16 protein-coding genes are annotated in these 17,798 nt (G+C 38.9%); 7 read left to right on the top strand and 9 right to left on the bottom strand.

What is annotated here, in order from left to right; all coding sequences use genetic code 11:
- Window position 1: 1 nt before the first annotated feature.
- The gene (locus QZU77_RS00525) at window positions 2-1,075 is read right to left on the bottom strand and encodes a rod shape-determining protein (RefSeq protein WP_295598401.1); all 1,074 of its coding nucleotides are present in this window, start codon (window positions 1,073-1,075) and stop codon (window positions 2-4) included.
- A 2-nt stretch (window positions 1,076-1,077) separates the two neighbouring features.
- On the bottom strand, window positions 1,078-1,728 hold the full coding sequence (locus QZU77_RS00530) for a hypothetical protein (protein ID WP_295598404.1): 651 nt from the start codon (window positions 1,726-1,728) through the stop codon (window positions 1,078-1,080).
- Between the two features lie 398 nt (window positions 1,729-2,126).
- Between QZU77_RS00530 and QZU77_RS00535 the strand changes: the two genes are divergently transcribed.
- The 4 genes from QZU77_RS00535 (at window position 2,127) to QZU77_RS00550 (ending at window position 5,195) form a co-directional block, all read left to right on the top strand.
- A complete protein-coding gene (locus QZU77_RS00535) occupies window positions 2,127-2,822 on the top strand; it encodes an archaetidylserine synthase (protein ID WP_295598407.1) in 696 nt (231 codons plus the stop codon).
- Between the two features lie 69 nt (window positions 2,823-2,891).
- Window positions 2,892-4,064 carry a DUF515 domain-containing protein gene (locus QZU77_RS00540; protein ID WP_295598410.1) on the top strand — a complete coding sequence of 391 codons (1,173 nt, stop codon included), beginning with the start codon at window positions 2,892-2,894 and terminating at the stop codon, window positions 4,062-4,064.
- Between the two features lie 39 nt (window positions 4,065-4,103).
- Window positions 4,104-4,823: a sortase gene (locus QZU77_RS00545; protein WP_295598413.1), complete on the top strand. Its 720-nt coding sequence runs from the start codon at window positions 4,104-4,106 to the stop codon at window positions 4,821-4,823.
- Window positions 4,824-5,195 (top strand): dihydroneopterin aldolase family protein, encoded by a 372-nt coding sequence (locus QZU77_RS00550; protein WP_295598416.1) that lies wholly within the window; start codon window positions 4,824-4,826, stop codon window positions 5,193-5,195.
- Here the strand turns inward: QZU77_RS00550 and mfnA are convergent.
- The 4 genes from mfnA to rplJ all read right to left on the bottom strand — a co-directional run bounded on the left by mfnA (window position 5,192) and on the right by rplJ (window position 11,103).
- On the bottom strand, window positions 5,192-6,349 hold the full coding sequence (mfnA, locus tag QZU77_RS00555) for a tyrosine decarboxylase MfnA (protein WP_295598419.1): 1,158 nt from the start codon (window positions 6,347-6,349) through the stop codon (window positions 5,192-5,194). The genes QZU77_RS00550 and mfnA overlap by 4 nt on opposite strands.
- Before the next feature lie 56 nt (window positions 6,350-6,405).
- Complete coding sequence (gene ppsA / locus QZU77_RS00560) at window positions 6,406-8,682, bottom strand: phosphoenolpyruvate synthase (RefSeq protein ID WP_295598422.1); 2,277 nt, start codon at window positions 8,680-8,682, stop codon at window positions 6,406-6,408.
- A 238-nt stretch (window positions 8,683-8,920) separates the two neighbouring features.
- A complete protein-coding gene (locus QZU77_RS00565; protein ID WP_295598425.1) occupies window positions 8,921-10,456 on the bottom strand; it encodes an IS1182 family transposase in 1,536 nt (511 codons plus the stop codon).
- 164 nt (window positions 10,457-10,620) lie between these two features.
- Entirely contained in the window at window positions 10,621-11,103 is a 483-nt protein-coding gene (gene rplJ, locus QZU77_RS00570; RefSeq protein ID WP_295598428.1) for a 50S ribosomal protein L16, read from the bottom strand.
- A 202-nt stretch (window positions 11,104-11,305) separates the two neighbouring features.
- Between rplJ and QZU77_RS00575 the strand changes: the two genes are divergently transcribed.
- Together QZU77_RS00575 and QZU77_RS00580 are read left to right on the top strand one after the other, a co-directional pair.
- Complete coding sequence (locus QZU77_RS00575) at window positions 11,306-11,536, top strand: KEOPS complex subunit Pcc1 (RefSeq protein WP_295598431.1); 231 nt, start codon at window positions 11,306-11,308, stop codon at window positions 11,534-11,536.
- 70 nt (window positions 11,537-11,606) lie between these two features.
- A complete protein-coding gene (locus QZU77_RS00580; RefSeq protein WP_295598434.1) occupies window positions 11,607-12,638 on the top strand; it encodes a hypothetical protein in 1,032 nt (343 codons plus the stop codon).
- Window positions 12,639-12,640: 2 nt separating this feature from the next.
- Here QZU77_RS00580 and QZU77_RS00585 read toward each other — a convergent pair whose 3' ends face one another.
- On the bottom strand, window positions 12,641-13,720 hold the full coding sequence (locus tag QZU77_RS00585) for a nucleotidyltransferase family protein (RefSeq protein WP_295598437.1): 1,080 nt from the start codon (window positions 13,718-13,720) through the stop codon (window positions 12,641-12,643).
- Between the two features lie 91 nt (window positions 13,721-13,811).
- Between QZU77_RS00585 and QZU77_RS00590 the strand changes: the two genes are divergently transcribed.
- Window positions 13,812-15,068, top strand: coding sequence for a dihydroorotase family protein (locus QZU77_RS00590; RefSeq protein WP_295598440.1), 1,257 nt, complete (start codon window positions 13,812-13,814; stop codon window positions 15,066-15,068).
- Window positions 15,069-15,113: 45 nt separating this feature from the next.
- Here QZU77_RS00590 and QZU77_RS00595 read toward each other — a convergent pair whose 3' ends face one another.
- Together QZU77_RS00595 and QZU77_RS00600 are read right to left on the bottom strand one after the other, a co-directional pair.
- Entirely contained in the window at window positions 15,114-16,349 is a 1,236-nt protein-coding gene (locus QZU77_RS00595; protein WP_295598443.1) for a 4Fe-4S binding protein, read from the bottom strand.
- 20 nt (window positions 16,350-16,369) lie between these two features.
- A complete protein-coding gene (locus tag QZU77_RS00600) occupies window positions 16,370-17,797 on the bottom strand; it encodes a Ni/Fe hydrogenase subunit alpha (protein ID WP_295598446.1) in 1,428 nt (475 codons plus the stop codon).
- Window position 17,798 lies beyond the last annotated feature (1 nt).

Genomic DNA, 17,798 nt, shown 5'->3' on the forward strand with positions numbered 1-17,798 from the left:
TTTATTTCATAGCTCTTAAACGAACTTCAGGTTCTAACGCTAAAGGTTCAGCAGCAACGATTGCGGTACCTTTTGCAACAACGGTCATAGGGTCTTCTGAAATTGTGATTGGTATACCAATCTCATCGAAAATCCTTTCTTTTAATCCACGGAGTCTGGAACTTCCTCCAACAGCAACTGCATTATTGTAAACTCCCATCATCAATTCAGGAGATAATCTTTCAAGAATCACATTCAAGCCGTCAACAATTTGCTGCATGTATGGCTCCACCGCATCTGCAACGAGCATTGAATCGATGACCACTTTCTTTGGCCTGTTGGTTTCTAGAGATTTACCGATTATTTCAACACTTAAGTTTTCAAGCTGTTCGGAACAGTGAACCATTCCGACTTCGATTTTAGCAGATTCCGCATCATGAATACCAATAGCTACATCGTATTTTTCTGCAACGATTTCCACAATCTTATTATCAATGTCGTCTCCACCACATCTAACGGTTTCAATATCATTAATACCTCCAAGGGAAATGATCACAATATCAGTTGAACCAGCACCGATATCCACAACCATAGTACCATTAGGTTCTGCAATAGGCAATCCTGCACCGATTGCAGCGGCTAATCCTTCACTGATCACTAAAATGTTTTGTGCACCGGCTTTCCTTCCTATCTCTTCAGCAGCATTCTTTTCCACTTCAGATGCATCACCAGGAATACCGATAACGATTCTTCCTACGGTTTCACCTTCATTTATGCCTATCTGCATGGCCTTTATCAATAATGCCTGTGCTTGCACAACATTTTCAATAACACCCTTCTTCAAAGGCCTTACTGCAAGAATATCTTCAGGAGTCCTTCCCAACATCTTTTTAGCTTCTTCCCCAACAGCCAATACTTCTGAAGGGTCATCTTTCTTAACTGCAACAACTGATGGAATTTGATATAAATCGAATTTGTCACCAGACGGCTTTGCAATTACAGTGTTTAAAGTTCCTAAATCAATTCCTAAACTATTACTAATAACTTTAGTGTCTTCAGTTACTGGTACTTCCTCATCCTTTCCAAAAATATTCATGATTAATCCTCCGTTACAATATCTCTAAAATCTATAACGAATATCCTATTAGATGTAGCTATACTTTGGACTTTTCCAACGTCCTCATCTTTTTCAACCGAAATTAAAATTGCAGATAATACTATTTCATTTGCATTATAAAATGGTTTTAAAGCAGACTTTATGAAATTAGGCAATTTCATCTCATTATTTATATCAATATCTATGAACCCGGTGGTTTGAGATTCCTTGATGATTGCAAAAGACACTTTCGATTTCTCCAATACGGATACGGTATTCCTGATTACATCATCAGGAGCAACGAGCACCATTAGGTTAGGTTCCTTTGACAAGTAATCCCTTGCAACTTGGATATATGCTCCACCCTGTTTTTGAGCAGCGTTTTTAAAGTCATTTAGAATCAAAGCGTTACCATAAAGCATGATAAAATCGAACTTTTTATCTAATTTTCCTTCTTTAAGAATTACATGCTCCCTGAACAGTATTTTAACCTTATGATTTGATGCAATAGCCTTATATGCCATGGCATCCACCAAATCAACATTTCCTGCAACAATACACCAATCCTTCTGTATTTTATGAGAACCGTCAGAGGTTATTCTTGCAGCTTGCCTGAGAACACGTATATTATCTTCTATCATTGAACTACTCACAATATATTAATATAAGTTAATTACCCCGATAAACAACCATTATTATTCGAAAACATTGGATTTAAAACATTTACTAGAATAATTTTACGGCAGTCTATTAAAGTCTAACAATTAATATTTATTAAAAATATTATTATATATATTTTATCTTTTAAAGGAGTTTTTTTAAAAAAATTGAAAAAACACCACATTATAACCTTATTAAAGTAAATTACGCTTATTGAACCATAAAAATACATTAAAATCCTTTTAAAAAATTAAAAAACATTAAAATTATATTTACTAGAATACAAAATTACATGTACAACACAATAGATAAATTAAATTGATGAATTGCAACGGAAAGCAAGATAAGATTAATAAAGAATGAAAGAAAAAGTAATACTGGAGTTAAAAATATGAGTCACATAAACACCAATATCAGGAGTTTCATAGCAATATCAGACATCATATCACTATTGAATATGAGTTCAGGGTTCTTAGCAATAATCAGTTCAATAAACCATAACTTTGAACTGTCCGCAATCCTGATGATAATTGCAATCATATTTGACTCAATAGATGGTTGGGTAGCACGAAAAACAAACAGGCAAGACAGTTTAGGCTTCGGGAAAAATATTGATTCATTATCGGATATAGTTTCATTCGGAGTTGCACCGGCAGCGTTCATCTGCACCTGCATTAACACCACCCCAAGCATTCTGCAAGCAATAGCAATTCTTGCCGGCCTAATGATAGTCATCTGCGGAGTCTTAAGACTGGCCCGCTACAACGTCATAGCCGGAAAGATTGACACCAAGGATTTCATAGGATTCCCAATTCCAGGAATTTCATTCATACTGGCAACATATTATCTGAGCGGATTGTTCAACCCATACGTCACATTGGCGCTGAGCGCCATCGTTTCGCTGCTTATGGTCAGCAACATCAGATATCCGAAATTCGACAACATGCCACTGATCGGAATATCCGCAGTGCTGATTGTCCTGTTGATACTGCCAGTCAACATTGCAATATACAATGTGAACATTCCGGCAATTATCCTTTTGATTTTCTGTTTGTACTACCTGATAATTAATTTAATTAAAAGATAAGACACACCGTACTCCTAATAATTAAATTAACCATCATTTCACACCAAAAAAATATAGGAGTAATCTAAAATGAACGACATACCACGTGATCCATTACACCCTAGAGGATTTGAGGAAGCCCATGAACTGAAAAACCAGATAGCTCAGGAATTCCCCAAACCAAACAAGAAAGAAGATGAGGATGACCTGTCCCCATTGAAAAAACTAAACCATAAATTAGGAGTGTACCTGTCTCCGAAAACAACCCGCATAAGCGATGATGAGCAAAAAAGGAAAATCGGAGTCATCATAACCACAATAATCATATTGACCCTGGTTATTTCCGCATACTACTTCATAATTTATGAGCCTGCACAGGAGCAGCTGTCAATAGCAAAAACAACCAAACTCAACGAACTGCACGACATGTACTCCGGAGGCCTGGCCTCATCCCCCAACGCATTGATGCTGGAAAACAAAATCAACGATGCCAGAAGCCCTGAGGAAATCAATGCGATAAACATACTGATGCCCGCCACAAAGGACTGGCAATCATTCCACAAGAAATCGATCAACGCGAATCAGGACAAGTACAATCGGACAATGGCCGTTTATGAAAATGAAAGCAAAAACACCATAATGCCAACCTCAGAGGCCCTGAAGATTGTCAATGAAAACGATGCAACAGCACTTTCGAAAATCAAGTTTGAAACCCCAGACACAGTATCAGTGCCAATACTCGTTTCAAGGCTGCAGGCCGGTGCCGGACTGGTGAGGGTAGGAAGCATAGTGGACATCTACACCAACAACAATTCAACAGACGGCAACACAACCTCAAACAGCACAAATCCCGAGATAAGCGGATGCACCGTCCTGTCAATCATGAGATATGAGGAGAACGGAGAAATCGATTCCGAGTACTCAAAATCCAAAATGACAGTCAAGGGGAACGCAACCAACCCCCGTGAAAACACTAAGGCATTCTCCTCTGACGTTTTGGAGATGATCAAGGGAGCGATCGTTGAGGGATATGATGAAAATGAGACTTATGAAATGCTTAAAAGCTATGGGGTGAAACTGTCCAACTACGAAAGGCAAATCAACCTGGGGGATTTGGATGCACAATACATGCTTTTAATCGAAGCCCCGCAGGACAAGGTCAACTACATCCTGAACAATATGGACAATATCGTACTGACCATTCCAACATCAGAGGCTCCGGACTGGATGGTATCGCAAATCAGCTCAACATATCAAAATTGAAGAAATAATTATTATAGTAGATATGACAAAACTGATACTATGAACAAGCCTAGCATATCAACCCTAGTCGTGATAATTTGCCTATTGATAATCGGATTATATGCAATGGGAGAGGTCAACTACTTCTCGACAAAAAGCGTCGTTGAGAAAAACATTGAATCTCCCAAAATCATCATCCCATCAATAGGGGTTGATGAGAAAATCAATAATGAATCATTGAATTATGGTGTTTTAAGTGACCCTGGAGAAAACATTCCAACAAAGGAAGCCTTACTTCTTTTCGGTCACAGAACCCTTCAGGGCTCGCCGTTCTTAAGGCTGAATGAACTGTCCCATGGAGATTCGTTTCTGGTTGAATGGCCCGGAATTGGGGAGTTGAACTACACTGTCGTCAACACCACCATAGTGCCGGCGGCATATGAAATACCAGCAAGCAATGCCGATGAAGTCTATCTAATAACCTGCGACCCGATTGGATCAACCGAAAACAGGTTAATAGTGCAGGGAGACTTGAATGAAATAGCTTCCCTCAATGAAGAAATCATCAATAGAAATCCACAGGAATCACATGCACTGATCATCACTGCAATATTCCTGATAATAGGATTGGCGTTCAGCTATTTCTATCCAAAGGAAAACAGAATATACATTCTGGCAACAGTGCTGATAATCTCTGCAGTATTGTTCTATTGCTGCATCAACCCGATTCCATCAGAACTGATATATGACAAGATAATATTTTTAAATGGAGGAATGTGAATGGATGTTGACAAGGAATACTTTTCAAACATAACACAGCGTGAAAGAGCAATATTTGAAGGTGCAATAAGCATGGGAGCACTTTTCCACCAATTCGTGGGAACACCCGTAAATAAGCATACAAAGGAAAGTCTTGAAAAGGCAATGGAAGAATCATTGAGCCTGCAGCCTGCAATCGAAAAGGTTGAAGTTGAAATCAGATTCGACAAGCTTGAAAAGTCAATGACCGAATTCGACTACACTTCACTTACAGGAGACATGCTGGACGTTAGAATCCATACAAGAGTGAGTGACGTTCTGGCAATAATCAGAATCGAATTCATTGAAGAGTTAAACTACCCTCTAATGTATGTTGAGGACATTGAGGATTAAAATATATCCTCCAAATCTTTCAGCAACTCTTCCAAATGATTTCTTTTAATGTGGTTCATAAGGACTATCCTTATGGCAACGGGGCATTTGGCAACGGAAACCTTCCATCCCCTTTCTTCTAATTTTTGCGCCAAATCATTGGCATCCATTTGAGGATGGTTAAATGCCACTATGTTCAATTCAGGCTCGCAGACAATCTCATAACCCAGTTTCTTCAGATTACCTGATAGGAATCTTGTATTCGCCATCATGCTTTGAGCGAGCTTGACATAACCTTCTTTTCCAAAATATTTCATGACGGCATAAGTTGCGGCTGATGAGGCGCCAAGGCGAGTTCCAACAATTGTTGATTGTGTCTTAACCGTCAGGTATGGTGAATCCACAGCCATGACGTCAAGGTACTCCTCTTTTCTGAAAATGATTCCACCTGCTGGTATCGGGGCAAGCCCCATCTTATGAGGGTCAACTGTTATGGAGCAAACGCCCTCAAGTGAAAAGTCAAAAACGGGCAAGTCATATCCGGCCTGCCTTAGAAATGGAATTGAAAAACCCCCGAATGCAGCGTCGACATGGAAATAAATATTGTTTTCATGGGCAATCTTGGAGATTTCCCCAATCGGGTCGATCAGTCCCAATTCAGTGGTTCCTGCAATCGCCACAATTGCAACTGTTTTATCCGTGATTGCCTCTCTAACAGAGTCGACATCTATTTTGTAGTTCTCATCCAGTTTGGCTTCAACTATCCTTAAGTTAAGCATGTCGGCTGCTTTTTTAAATGAAAAATGAGCTGAATCTGGAATTATTATTTCACCGTCAACTATTCCCTTGTATTTCCTTGCATGATTCCTTGCGGCTCGGATTGCCATGAGATTGGCTTCTGTTCCGCCAGTGACAATATTACCATAAGCATTATCCAGAGACAATAATTCACCAATGGACTTAATGACCATGTTTTCTATTTGCTTGGTTCCCTTGAAAAGACCCGGATCGCCTAAATTGGTGTCCAGGAACTTGCAGAAAACCTCTTTTGCAAAGGGATGCGCTTCAGTGCACATGGAGCCTAAAATCCTACCGTCACTATAATCATGGTCAAGGGCATGAAGCTCCTCAAGCTCATTTAAAATATCCTGCTTATCCATTGGTTTATCATCCATAAAATAACCTGTCCAATATTAAAAATTAATAAAAATAAAAAAAAGAAAGAATAAAATTATTCTAAACGTTTACGAGCAGCGTCGAGAATAATTTTTTGCTCAGCACGAGCAACAGTTTTTCTAACATCAGCGATAGCATCAGTGTTTGATGACACACTGGTGATTCCGAACTCTACAAGCTTTTCAACAATGTGAGGCACACTGCCTGCTTGACCGCAGATACTGCATGTAACTCCTGCTTCAGCACATTTCCTGATTGTTCTTTCAATCAGTTTCATTACTGCAGGGTGTTCTTCTGAGTAGTGTTTTGCCACAAACTCATTGTTCCTGTCCACTGCAAGAGTGTATTGGGTCAAGTCATTGGTTCCTAAACTTACGAAGTCCAAACCGATTTTAATGTACTCATCAATCATGATTGCGGCCGCTGGAATTTCAACCATCATACCGAAGTCAACGTCCTTGTGAGGTTCAAAACCGATTGAAGAGCATAATGCTTTTGCTTGTTTGAGTTCTTCAGGGTTTTGTGACAATGGGATCATGATTCCAATGTTTGTGTATCCTTTTTCGTGTAATTTTTTAATTGCCTTGAATTCACATTTAAGGATTTCCGGTTGATCGAGCTCTCTTCTGATTCCTCTCCAACCGAGCATTGGGTTGTGTTCCCTAGGTTCGTTTTCCCCACCTTCGAGTGTGATGAATTCATCAGTTGGCGCATCCAGGGTCCTGTACCATACAGGTTTTGGATAGAATGCGTCTGCCACAATCTGCACGTTGTCTGCGATTGTGTCGATCAGTTCATCTTCTCTTCCGTCAGCGATGAATTTGCCTGGGTGAATACCGGATGTCAACATCAGGTGTTCTGTTCTTAAAAGTCCAACACCGTCTGCACCGGTTGCAGCTGCTCTTTCTGCTGCTTCAGGCATACTTACGTTAGCTTTAACTTCAGTTACTGTGATAATTGGAGCTGCTTCAACGGTTCCGGCCACTGCCACTGCTTCTTCTTTGGTTTCAGAAATTCCATCGAACACTAAACCTTTTTTACCGTCCAGTGTGACTCCTGAGTTTTCCTCCAATGTGGAGGTAGCGTCACCTGTACCGACAACACATGGAATTCCAAGTTCACGGGAAATGATTGAAGCGTGACATGTCACTCCACCCTCATCGGTTACGATACCGCTTGCTCTTCTCATAGCAGGCACCATATCAGGTGTGGTCATTGTTGTAACCATGATGTCTCCGTCTTTGATCTTGTCAAGCTCATCGATGTCGAGGATGATTTTGACTTTACCTGCTGCCATTCCTGGACTTGCACCGAGACCTCTTACTAAAACATCACCAAGGTCTGCTGCTTCATCGTCATCGTCAGCCTGTGCTCCGCCCAATGTTGTGATTGGCCTTGCTTGGAGCAAGAAGAGCATGTCCTTTTCAAATGCCCATTCAGTGTCCATAGGTTCGCCGTAGTGAGCTTGGACCCTTTTACCCATTTCGGTAAGTTCAATGAGTTCATCATCAGACAGTACCCTTTCTTTCCTCTTATCTTCAGGAACTTCCACCTTGACACTGGTACCGCTTTCATCGTTGGTGTACATGACCTTCTTGTCACTGATTGTCACGTTGATGATTTCATTGTTCTTCTTGTCAACCTGATAGTTGTCAGGGGTCACGTCACCGGACACTACTGATTCGCCGAGTCCCCATGACCCTTCGATTAATGCGATTTCCTCACCTGTTGATGGGTTTACGGTGAACATTACACCTGCCTTGTCTGCAATTGCCATTTTCTGAACAACCACTGCAATGTAGACTTTAGAGTGTTCGAAGTTGTTTTCTTCACGGTAAAAGATTGCTCTTGCTTCGAAGAGTGATGCCCAACATTTCCTGATGTATTCGATTACTTCATCGTCGCCGGATACGTGAAGGAAAGTGTCTTGCTGGCCTGCGAATGATGCTTCAGGCAAGTCTTCTGCAGTAGCTGATGACCTGATTGCAACATCAGTGTCGTCTTCCTTAACCCTTTGGCAAAGCTCATTATAGTATTCTCTAATGAACATGGTTAAATCATTTGGAATAGGAGAGTCAATGATTATCTTTTTGATTTCTTCAGCAGCAGCTTGAAGAGCCTTGGTGTCGTTAATGTCGATTTCATCAAGGATGCTCATGACCTTATCGTTAATTCCTGCCTCTTCCATGAAGTATTCGTAAGCTTGTGCAGTTACTACAAAACCTGGTGGTACTGGAATGCCCGCTTGAGTCAATTCACCCAAATTTGCACCTTTTCCACCTGCAATCCCAATATCGGACTTGCTTAATTCCTCAAATTTTTTTACATACATGAAATATAACCTCTTGGCTTTGAAAATATATTACATTGACATACAAAAATTAAGTCAATATTATATTTTAATTTATTTTTTAAAGTTTAAATATTTAATGAAAAAATAGTTTTTGGAAAAAAATCAGGAATTAATTAAATTTGAAATATAAAAAAAATAGGCAGGATGGGACATGAAATTTTTTAATTTTTTATAGAATTTTTTTATTTTAAAATTTTTTGTGATGATTTTATTTTTTTCAGTTGTTTTTATTGTTTATTTCGTTGTATATTCTTTTTAAGTTGTGTCCTATTGTGTATAGTTTGAATTCTGTGTTTACTTGTTTTAATCCTGTTGTTGTGAATTCTGTTAGGTGCATGTTTTGTTTTATGTGTGCGAATGGTAGTTCTGCTGTTTTTGAGCGTATTTTGTAGATTTTTTGTGCTTCTGTGGTTTCCATTTTTCTTTGCATTTTTATTTTGGAAATGTTTCCGTAGTCGCTGATTGTTCTATATCTTTGTGTTTTGCTGCAGTATTCTTGTACTGGGCAGTTTTTGCATTCTTTGGTCCAGTGTGTGATTCTTGTTTTGTTTTTGTATTGGTATTCGCTTTTTTTGTATAGTGGTTGGCCAAGTGGACATATGTATGTCATCATTTCGTAATTGTAGTTGAAATTGTCTTTGGAAAATGGTTTTTCGGATAGATTTCTGTTTTTTTCTTTTCTTGAGAGTTTTCGTGATGCTATGTAGCCATCAAGACCGTGTTTGTCAAGATAGTCTGTGTTTTCATCTGTTGAATATCCGTTATCTGCACTTACTTGGTAATTAACGGGCATTTCATCATAAATTCCGGCTAAATTGGATTGTACTTGTTCCATTAATGGAACAAGCTCATAATGGTCTGTTGGATTGTTTGTTATGTATGATGCGACGATTATTCCTTTGTGTGAGTCTACAGCGATTTGTCCATTGTAATCGTACTCCCATTTACCTTTTTTATTGACCATTAACCTTGAATCTGGGTCATTTATGCTAATTACGTCTTTTTCGGTTTCATTGAGTTTTTCTTCGATTGTTTCGATCTTTTTGTAAATTTTTTCAGGATTTTCTTCAGCTTGTTTTAAGAGGTTTTTGCTGGAAGCTCTCAATTTATCTTGGTCAATATCATTTTCTGAGGAATTATTTATTTTTTCTACTGTTTTTTGGAATTTTTCTTTATTTGTCAATGATTCTGGAACACTGTTTCCAGATTCTTCTCCTAATTCCGAATCTTCTTCTTGATCTAATTTGATACTTTCTTCCAAGTGTTCTTTCATTATTTTTAATTGTTGTTCATTTGTTATATTTTTCATTGATGTTTTTGCTTTTATTTTTGTTCCATCTAAACTTAAATGATGGATTTTTATTAGATCTTCTTCTTTTGCAATCTTTAATGTTGTTTTGAAGGCTTCATCGATTAAATCAGGATAATCCAATTTGAATCTTAAAATTGTCCTATAAACTGGCTTTTGCATGCCTGCCAAGTACATATAAGCAATGTCAGTTCTTGTTCTACGTTCTATTTCACGTGAAGATAATCCTCCATCAAAAACACTCATTAAAACTAGTCTAAGCAACATTTCACGAGGATAAGCAGGTTCACCAGGCTTATCACGAAACTCCTTGTTCGCTTCAGAACAATCGATTTGATCGACCACATTTTTAATAAAATAACATGGATGGTCTCCAGGAATCAAATTCCTCAAGTCCATAGGTACCAACATGGTCTGATTAATAGTATCATCTTTTAAAACCATAAATAAAACAACCATAAAGATTAATCTCTATAATAAAAGATTGTACTTCATAGTATATAAAATTAAAGGAAAAATAAGCGAAAAAAAATTTAAAAATTAATGAGAATCATGTCCCATCCTGATAGGTTAAAAAAAAGAGTGAAAAAAGATTATTAAATAGAAATCTATTTAATTAACTCTTCGCCTTTGTCGACTACGATTTTACATGGAACCGGTAATTTCATACCTGCTCTTTTGAGTGCGACTTTAGCTTCTTCAAAGTTTTTAGCGTTACAGTCAATGGTGATTATCCTTTGACCTTTTTTAACGATAGCTTCAACGGAAATTGGTTTACCGAAAGCGTTTCTCATACCGCTTTGAACCCTATCCGCACCTGCACCGGTTGCCATTGGGTTTTCCCTTACGATTTGGTGAGGGTATACTCTTAATTTCAAGTGGTATCCCATTCTTCCTGCAGCCCTTTGCATCAACCTGTTAGAAGCGATCCTTGCAGCTTCTAAGGAGTTGTGTCTGATTTGAGCTGGTTTTTTAACAGCTAAACTGAGTTGAACTGGGAATTCATCTTTCAAGTTACCCATGTCGTATTGCACGATTCTTGAATTTGGGGTTTTTCTAATATAATCTCTTCTAGTATAAGCACGAACCATTATTATTCCTCCGAAACAAACATAAAATGTTTTTAATTAGATAATAGCTAAAAATAGTGAATTTTCCAATATAGCTATATAAAAATTATATCGTAATATAATAGAATACTTAAATATATTGATTAAGTTATTAATAAAGGTTACCATATTTTTGATATTTCACTGCAAAATTATATTATGATAATGGAACATAATATACCTTATGAAAATCACAGGAGAGATCACTTTCACATATGAAAGTGAAGATGATGCGAAAGTAGTTTACGATTCCCTGGAAGTGGACAATGAAAACTACCTTAAATCACAATTGGACAACAATAAAATCAATTATAACATCAACAGTGAAAAACTGGGAAGTTTTCTTGCAACAGTGGATGATTTGATTGCATCAGAAATAGTTGTTGAAAAAATTCTTGACAAAACTAAACGATGAAAAGTTTTATATAAATAAAAAGAACATATATAACATTAATATATATTAATTCGTTATGAGAGTGTAATTTATGGAATGTTATTATCATCCTGAAAGAGAAAGTACAGACACATGTGCGATATGTGGAAAATCAATATGTAAAGAATGCGGCTTAGAAATTGCCGGAAAAGTATACTGTAAGGAATGTTTAGAAAAAATTGTAGGACTTGGAATTGAAAACAAGGCTCCTGAACAACCAAAACAAGCTGTTGCTCCAGAACCTGTCAGAACCGAACCTGCAAGACTCAACAAACAGGAACCTGCAGAAAGCATTTACCAACCACAGGAAGAAGCTGCACCGGTCGCGCAGGAAATCAAACAGATCAGTGATGATTCCCCATATAATATTAAGGACAATATTGAATATTCAGGAGGACTCGAATCATCCTACATCAGTGAAAACGAGCCTGCACCACAAGTGCAAGTCAAAGAAGAACCACGTCCTCAGCCACAGGCAGCTCCAAACGAATATGAATTATATCCTGAACAGCAAATTGCACAAAAACCTGTAAGCAATGCACAGGAATTCATCTACCCAGACCATTCCTATGAACCTGAACCAACCAGTGCAAGAATGGAACTGGAAGACAAGTATGAAAAATACCTTGATGACCTCTACTTCGATGACAAGGATGTTCCTTTAAACGAACAGTTAGCTAAGGATGAAGAAGAATTCGGCTCACTGACCAGACGCCCTTACCAGCCAAGGTCAGAAGAGGCAATCCTTAAAGACAAGACCCCTAAAAGGCCTGAAACTCCTGAGGAAATGGAAGCAAGAATCAGGGCTGAAATCTTAGCTGAAAAAGAAGGAAAAGGAAAAGCAAAAGACAAAGATTCCGAAAACATCCATAACCTGAATTATCAGGAAGAAAAAGAGCCAATGAATGTAGTGGACATTCTCTTAACAATCCTATTGATTATAGTGATTTTAGTTGTAATATACTACATCATATACGTATTAGTATTGCATGCAACCTATCCAACATTCATGGATGCGATTTATGCAATGTCAAACCCTCAAAACGTAATTAATAACGTATTAACTCCACAACCACAAGTATAAGTTTAATAATGAATATTTTCATTATTTACTTTTTCTTTAAATTTTTCAAGACCGTCACTGTCCTTATAACCCAGCACCCTGATTGTTGAAGGGTACCTGTCAATATATTCAGACACTGTTTTTTTAGGAATGGGGTTTTCCAGAATGCTCAATACCCTTTGACGGAAATGTGATGAGAATCCATGAAGTATTGACCCCTCCAATGTTTCCAGGTCATCATATGGTCCGTTTTCAATTATGTTTTCGGCCAGCTTCTCATTGAAGAGGTTCAGGCAGGCCAATTCCTTAAGGGAATAATTGTTTGCAGTGTTCAGGATTCTTTCCTCATCCCTGATTCCATATATTATCCCATCGTTTTTAATTTCCCTTTTTAAAACCTCAATCGTTTTTGGAGGCATCATCCCTGTGACCTCGTCGAAATTGTCCTTCTGGATGCTTTCCCGGATGAGGGTTCCGCTCACCCCCTCGATTCTTTCAACGAATATGAACTTGCCGGCATAGTCAAAGCCAATCTTGCTCAATGAATTCGAAAATGAGGTTATCACGTAATTGTCCTCCTCAAGCTTCCCCTTGAGAAGTGTTTCATGGGCGGTCTTGTCAACGACCTTGTATGGCTTTGAGGCTATGTGATGGCCCTGGTTAATCCGATCCAATATCTCACCGATTCCTTCGACAGGCTTGTATCCCCTTGGAATGTAGTCTGTGTTGAGGGCCTGGAACATCCTGCACAGGCACAGGGAGTACTGGCCTGATCCCATTATCCCCATTGGAGGGCCTTCAACCACAATGTCGGCACCGACAGAAACTGCGATTTCGGCTCGAACTTCCCTTGGCAGTATATATGGTATGCCCCTTCCGCTTCGCTCAAAGAGTCCTGGCACCACAGCCACGAACAATGAGTCGGGAAACATGTCCTTGGCAGTTTTCATGCAATGAAAATGGCCATTGTGCAAAGGATTGTACTCAGTGAAATCGGCCACCAGGAGATTATCAGATGATGAAGATGAAACTTCGCGGTCACTATTCAAATCATCATAAAACAAATCCATATCTCTTTTAAGAATATCGGAAACTTTAAACATGATTAAGAATATGTTTTCAAGTTAAAAAAAACTTATGATTTAAAAATATGAAACAACAAATAATCAATCAAGTACAAATAGGAGATTAATCATGGATTTAGTTTTGAAAAACTGCAAGCTGATAGGTGAAATCGGAGACTACCACATTAAGGTTGATGACGGGAAAATAGCTGACATTTCAAAAAGCCCACTCAAGGCCGATGAGGTCATTGACATCAAAGGCAATTACGTGCTTCCAGGCTTCATCGACCCCCACATCCATTTCAGGGATCCGGGACTGACCCAAAAGGAAGACTTCAGGACAGGCAGCGAAGCGGCCGCCAACGGCGGTTTCACAACAGTAATCGACATGCCCAACACCCTTCCGAAAACAAACACCTACAATGCGCTGAAAGAGAAAATCGAAATCGCAAGGAAAAAGTCCATCGTCAACTTTGAGCTTCAGGTGGGACATAACGAACTTGATGAAATGGAGAGGATGATGGAGCTGAACCCGATTTCAGTCAAGGTGTTCATGGATTTGGAAAGCGATGAAAGTTTGGAGAAAATATTCCATGACCTATCCGTTTTAAAGAAAACCACCAACTATAACGGACTTGTTGCAACACATTGTGAGAAAAAATCAATCGTTGAAGCTGAAACCACCAGGTTAAAGGAAAAGGATGAAAATCCCGCAATTGACTATACCTATGCCAGACCAAGCGAGTCTGAAGATGAATCCGTAAGCCAAGCCATAGAGCTTGCAAGGGCCAATGACTTGCGATTGCATATCTGCCATTTAAGCTCAAGGAAATCATTAAGTATGGTGAAAAGTGCAAGTAAAAGCATGCCTGTAAGCTGGGAATTTACACCACACCATTTGCTTCTCGACAATTCAGCATACAATATATATGACACATTCATAAAAACAAATCCTCCGCTAAGACCAAAAGATGAAAGTGTAACAGTGAGCGACCTGGATGAAACATCAATCATCGGAACCGACCATGCTCCCCACACGCTTGAGGATAAAACCAAGGACACATGGGCCTCCTCACCAGGAATACCAAACCTAGAAACCGTGGTGCCATTACTTTTAACCGAAGTAAACAATGGAAACATCGATTTGAGGATAATACCGAAGATCCTAAGCCAAAACGCAGCAAGAGTATACGGACTTGAAAACAAGGGAGAAATAGCAATAGGCAAGGATGCAGACTTCACAGTCATAGACATGAAGAGAACCGGAAAATTCAACATTGAAGAATTCAAGACAAAAGCAGAATACTCCCCATTCGACGGTTGGGAATATCAGGGAACACCCGTAATGACAATAGTCAACGGAAAAGTAGTAATGAATAAAATATAACTAGTTTTTAAAAAAAATAAGAAATAAATAGGTGTGTGTTTCCACCTATTTATAGCATAAAGCGTCTTCAGGACATGCTTCCATACATTGACCACATAAAGTACAGAATCCTGCAATTGGTAATTTAGGATTTTCTGACTTGTGGAGCATATCGTATGGACATGCTTCGATACAGTCACCACATTCGTCACATTTAGATGGGTTGAATTCGATTCTGTCTCTAGTTACGGTTTCACCGTCGATTTCTAATTCAATAGAACCAACGTTTAAAGCGTCATTAGAACATACTGAAGCACAAGCTCCACATCTAATACAACTAGTGAATGATGGATCTCCACCAACTTCTTCTAAAGCAGGGCATAGCATACCGGTTTTGGTAACTACACGGATAGCTTCAGTAGGACATTTGTTAGCACATGCACCGATGAAATCACATTTTTCAACGTCTCTGCCGATACCTTCAGCATCAACAGGTGAACCTTCACCCCATTCGACATTAATGTCTAATGCGTCAACAGGACAAAGTTTTACACATAATCCACATGCAGCACAAACGCTAGGAATTGCAACGGTTAAGCTTGCACTGTTAGCAGCAATGAAGTCTCCAGGACATGCTTCTACACAAGTGTTACAACCGATACATTTAGCTGAATCGAAAGTGAATGATTCAATTTCTTTAGTACGTTTGACAGGTACTTTTTCAGAAATGTAAATTGCATTCCAAGGACAAGTTTGTGAACATAATCCACATCTAATACAGTCATCGTTGACGGTAATAGGGCTTCCAACTTCTTCAAGAGTGATTGCGTTTACAGGACAAGGATCTACACAGGTTCCACATCCAACACAGTCTTTGATGTATACAGGGCCTTTTCCTTTGAGGTCGAGCTCATATTCTTTAGGTTCGCATACACCAGGAATTCCAATTACGTCTACTGGGCAAATGTCAACACATTTTTGACACATTACACAGAAACCTTCAACTTCTTTTAATTTAGCACCAGTGACTTCGATAGTTTCTTGTGGGCAAACTTCAGCACATTTACCGCAGGAGTCACATAAGATTGAGTTGAATACTAATCTTGCTTGTTCAATACCTTCAGCAATTTCGTACATTTCAACTTTTAATGCTCCGTTAGGACAAGCATCTGCACATTTTGGTTCTCCGCCACAAGTGTCACAGTGAATGATAGTGCTAGGTGTTACATCAATAGCTGAGGTTGGGCATGCACCTTCACATGCACCACATTTGATACAGCCATCTTCGTTAAATACAATCATCTATAAAAACCCCCTTAAACTTAGAATTTTTTAATGAGGTTTCCTTCACTGTCTACAATATCTACTTCAGCTAATCTCATTTGGCTATCCATTGTGTGGGTAGCACAAGATAAACATGGGTCGTAAGCTCTGATAACCATTTCCATTAAGTTGAAAATGCTGTCATCTACTTCTACACCAGGTTTGATGTAATCTTTAGCTACTTGGTGAATACCCATTTCCATAGCTGGGTTGTTTTGGATAGTAGCAACAACAATGTTTGCGTAGTTACATAATCCGTTATCATCGGATTCGTAATGGTGGATTAAAGTACCACGAGGTGCTTCAACAATACCTACACCTTTACCTTCGGTTCTTTCTAATTCATCAGGGAATTTTTGACCGGATAAATCTTCTTCTAATGCTGCAGCAGCACATTCAGCGGATGCTAATAATTCAATGAGTCTAGCATAGTTGAATAATAATGGTGCTTGAGCATATCCGAAAGCGTCACGGAAAGCTTTGAGTGCTTCTTGTGCGAGAGGTGCTTCTTTAGGCATTTGGTCACAGACATTGATCCTGGATAATGGTGCTACTCTGTAGATACCTTCTGGGTATCCCATTTCTTTAATGTATGGGAATTTTAACCAGGAGTAAGGTTTTACGTGTTCAGCAACATAGTCAGTGTATTCTTCGTTTCTGTATTCGAACATGTCACTGCCGTCTTTGTCTCTGAATCTGATGTTACCGTTATATACATCCCAGGTTCCGTCAGGTTTTACAGTACCACAGTGTCTGGTGTCACCGAAGTTTCCTAATGAAGAGATTAAGTCAATGTTTTCTTCAAATACTGGAATAGCTAAGTCTAAAGTAGCTTGTGCTAATTCAACGTTTTGTTTAGCTCTTTCGAGTAAATCTTTTTGAGTGTCAGCGTCTAATTCGGTTGAGATACCACCAGGAGTGGATGAGGTAGGGTGAATAGGACGACCGCCTATTTTTCTAACCATTTCTAAACCGTTTCTTCTGATGTTAATAGCTTGAAGTGCGACTTCAGGCATGTCTTTAATAATTTGGAAAACGTTTCTGGTTTTTCTGGTTCCGTTAGGAATGATTAAGTCTGGTGCAGCTAAGAAGTAGAAGTGAAGAGCGTGGGAGTGCATGTATGATCCCCAGTTCATGATTTCTCTCATTCTGTATGCAGCAGGTAAGATTTCGTAATCGTCGAAACCGAAGATTTGGTCAACTGCTTTTGCAGCTGCTAAGTGGTGTTGTACGTCACAAATACCACAAATCCTTGGTACGATTCTTGCTAATTCTTCAACAGGACGACCAGTTAAGAATTTTTCGAAACCTCTGAATTCCATAACGTGTAATCTTGTTTCTTCTACGTTTCCAGCATCGTCGAGATGCACAGTAATTTTTGCGTGTCCTTCAATACGAGTGACAGGCTCCATAGTAAGTTTAACCATT

This window comes from uncultured Methanobrevibacter sp. (assembly GCF_902774605.1).
In the GTDB taxonomy this organism is placed as follows: domain Archaea; phylum Methanobacteriota; class Methanobacteria; order Methanobacteriales; family Methanobacteriaceae; genus Methanocatella.